Genomic DNA, 3,802 nt, shown 5'->3' on the forward strand with positions numbered 1-3,802 from the left:
TACCTGCCCTTTTAGGGATTGAAACCGCGTCTCTGATCGTTGCTATAGGCGGATTCAGCATGTTTTTACCTGCCCTTTTAGGGATTGAAACTCATCAAAATATCCAACAAACCTGTTCCCCATTAAACCCGTTTTTACCTGCCCTTTTAGGGATTGAAACTGAAAGTTAAAAGTCTGAGTAGAGTTTGATAGATTCAAAACCACAAAAGCCTGACACTAAGATTATCAACCATCTCTCAAAAATCTCAGATCTTAAACACCTATCCAAACTTTGATAAAACACCCACTATGTGTTATAATTACTGTCAAGTCATGACGGCAGAACCATTTAGAAAGCCCATAAACACCCTTAGACTTACCAACGCAAAAACCAACGTAATTATTACATCAATCACTCTAGGAGGTTAGAAGAGATATGAAGGAAAATGTAGGAATAAAAAGAAAACTCTCCAGTAACCTCTCAAGGTTACCAAAATATCTATTTGCAGAAATAGACGAACTCAAGAATGAAGTTATCGCAAAAGGAATTGACGTCATAGACCTGAGTATTGGTGACCCTGATCTTCCTACTCCTGAACCCATAATTGAGGCTCTGTACGAAGCAGTAAAAGACCCCGCTAATCATAAATACCCATCCTATGCAGGAATGTATGAGTTTAGAAAAGCCTCTGCAGAGTGGTTCCATAGAAGGTTTGGTGTTGAGTTTGACCCTAAAACCGAAGTTATAGCCTTGATAGGCTCAAAAGAAGGAATAGCCCACATCCACTGGGCCTTCCTTGAACCGGGGGATATAGCACTCGTTCCCGATCCAGGTTACCCGGTCTATAACGCTGCAACAATACTAGCAGGTGCTACACCGTTCAAAATACCCCTCAGAGAAGAAAACAACTTCTTCCCAGAGGTTGAAAATATCTCCCAAAACATCCTATCAAAAGCAAAACTAATGTTTATAAACTATCCTAATAACCCAACTTCCGCTAGCGCAACCTTTGAACAACTTGAAAAAATAGTATGGTTCGCCAAAAAGAACGACATAATCCTCTGCTCTGACCTAGCCTACTCCGAAATATACGAGGGCAACCAAAAGCCAATAAGCATCTTCAATATTCCCGGAGCTAAAGACATAGCAGTAGAGTTCCATTCCCTCTCAAAAACCTTCAACATGACAGGCTGGAGAATAGGATTTGCCATCGGCAACCAAAACCTAATAAAAGGCCTACTCGCCATAAAATCCAACGTTGACTCCGGAGTCTTCAACGCCATACAACTAGCAGGAGTCAGAGCATTACAACCAGATATGGAACGCTACGCCCAGCAAAACAGAGAAGTAATATCCAAGAGAAAGAAAAAAATGGTCAGCATGCTAACCTCAGTAGGATTTGAAGTATACTCTTCAAACACAACGTTCTACATATGGGTAAAGAATCCCAAAGGAATCTCCTCTAAAGAAATATCCCTCACTTTCCTAAAAGAAGCAGGCATAGTAGTAACCCCAGGAAGTGGATTCGGTGAATACGGTGAGGGATACTTCAGAATTTCCCTAACCGCTCCAGATGAGAGAATTGAAGAAGCAGTAAATAGAATAAAAAAATTAAGTATATGGTAAAAAAACTAGTAGCCGTAAGCTTAATAGCTCTCTGCCTAATCTCAAACTCATGCATAAAATTCGCAGTCCTAAGCCCCACAACAGAAGCATCTTCTCTCTCCCCAAAAGAGGCTAAAATAGAAATCCTCAACTACACTAGAAACCTCTGTATCCAAGCAAGAAAAGGAATATTCAAAGACAAATTCCTTGGAACAGAATTCGGATTTTTCATCTCCTATGCCCTACCAGACGAAAACTTCCAAAGCACAGGACTACTACTTGACTTCAAACTATCGCTATTTGAGACAAACAAAACCAAATTCGCCACCGGACTAGGCCTAAGCTACCTCTCCATCCTAAAAAAAATAAACGATCAAAACCCCTATGTAAACTCTCTTTACGCCGTATTTCCCCTATATATGGAATCATCCTTGACCGAGTGGTTTAAATTCACACTAAACTTCAGATTCTTCAGTAGCCTCTTCCCCCAAGAAGAAAAAAACCTACCACCAGATATGCAAACCTACAAAAGCAATCTACTAACAGTCAACCTAGGAGTAGATTTCTTTGATACATTAAGGCTAGAAGGATACTTGCTAGGAGGAAGAGAGTTTCAAACTTTCCCAATACCAGGATTCGGCTTGAACTACACCTTGAGGTTCTAGGAGTTTTTCACAACAATCGTTCCTATCTTTGTGTCTATCACAGTATAACCCCTTGAAATAATTTCATCCCTTATCCTATCAGCTTGCTCAAAATTTCTACCCTTCCTAAGAATCTCTCTTTGAGAGACTAAAGATTTCACCTCCTCAGGAACTTCATCAGCATCCATATCAAAAAAGTCCAGAACCTCCTTAACGTTTCTGATGAACTTCAACACTTCTTCCGCTTCAACCGAAGAAATCTCTAGGATATCCTTGTTCTCATACTTCAGAACCAAAGAAAAGAGCACACCAAGTGCCTCAGGCACATTAAGATTATCATCCATACTCTCAATAAACCTCTCACTCGCCTCCTTTATGTAGCTAAGGTCATCTTCACTTACCTTAACACCTACATTCGCTTCTACAACCTTCTTCATCTTGGAGATGAAAATCTCAAGATCTCTTATAGTATTCTGAGCCTGAACCACCTTTTCCTCAGTAAAATCCAAGGGTTTCTTATAGTGAGTTGATATCAGAACCAATCTTATCGCCTTGGGACCATACCCTTTAGAAAGCAAGTCCCTGAGCGTATAAAAGTTACCTTCCGACTTTGACATTTTCCTACCATTAACCATTAAATGTTCAACATGAACCCAATACCTGACAAATTCCTTACCTGACCTAGCTTCACTCTGCGCTATCTCATTCTCGTGATGAGGGAATATAAGATCTACTCCACCACCGTGAATGTCAAAAGTATCACCTAGAAACTTAGTGCTCATAACTGAACACTCAATATGCCAACCAGGCCTACCCTTGCCTATATCAGTCTCCCAGTAAACATCTCCATCCTCCTCTTTCCAAGCTTTCCAAAGCACAAAGTCAACAGCATCCTCCTTCGTATACTCATCAACCCTCACTCTGCCACTAGCACCATGCTTTACCTCCCTCCTATCAAGCTTTGACAACCTTCCATAACCCTTAAAAGACGAAATATCAAAATACACACCATCATCTGTCCTATAAGCATACCCCTTGCTAATAAGTTCTTTCACAAACTCTACAATCTCACTTATCGTTTCTGTAGCTTTGGGATAGTACGTAGCCGGCTTTATACGAATAGTTGAAATATCCTCAAAGAAAGCCTTTGCATACCTCTCCGTATAATCCTTAAGAGAAAGTCCCTCCCTCCTAGCCCCATTTATAGTCTTGTCATCAATATCAGTAATATTCATAACAAAAGTAACCTCATACCCTATAAACTCCAAATACCTTCTCAGGACATCAGATACCACAAAGGTTCTAAGGTTACCTATATGCGGATAATCATAAACAGTAGGACCACAAAAATACATCCCTACCTTTCCCTCTCTTAAAGGCCTAAACTCTTCAACTTTCCCAGTAAGTGTATTAAAAATCCTTAATCCCATACACTACCCTTCAACACGCTCATTCTTCAAAGTAGAAATATAACCTCCAACAAAGAGGAAGTCAAGTATTCATCCCACCATAACCCCTGGTTGCCAAAACCAACAAAGTCAATTCACAATTGAATGCGGTTTTCCCCCACAGT

At 40.3% G+C, this 3,802-nt stretch carries 3 protein-coding genes; 2 read left to right on the forward strand and 1 reads right to left on the reverse strand.

The features are described from left to right. The first annotated feature begins 415 nt into the window (after positions 1-415). Together ABDH28_06995 and ABDH28_07000 are read left to right on the forward strand one after the other, a co-directional pair. Positions 416-1,606, forward strand: a complete 1,191-nt coding sequence (locus ABDH28_06995; protein MEN2998761.1) for an LL-diaminopimelate aminotransferase — start codon at positions 416-418, stop codon at positions 1,604-1,606. Then, positions 1,600-2,250: a hypothetical protein gene (locus tag ABDH28_07000; GenBank protein MEN2998762.1), complete on the forward strand. Its 651-nt coding sequence runs from the start codon at positions 1,600-1,602 to the stop codon at positions 2,248-2,250. The genes ABDH28_06995 and ABDH28_07000 overlap by 7 nt, the downstream gene beginning before the upstream one ends. Here the strand turns inward: ABDH28_07000 and cysS are convergent. After that, entirely contained in the window at positions 2,247-3,659 is a 1,413-nt protein-coding gene (gene cysS / locus ABDH28_07005; protein ID MEN2998763.1) for a cysteine--tRNA ligase, read from the reverse strand. The genes ABDH28_07000 and cysS overlap by 4 nt on opposite strands. Between the last annotated feature and the right edge of the window lie 143 nt (positions 3,660-3,802).

Source organism: Brevinematia bacterium, assembly GCA_039630355.1.
Lineage (GTDB): Bacteria > Spirochaetota > Brevinematia > DTOW01 > DTOW01 > SKYB106.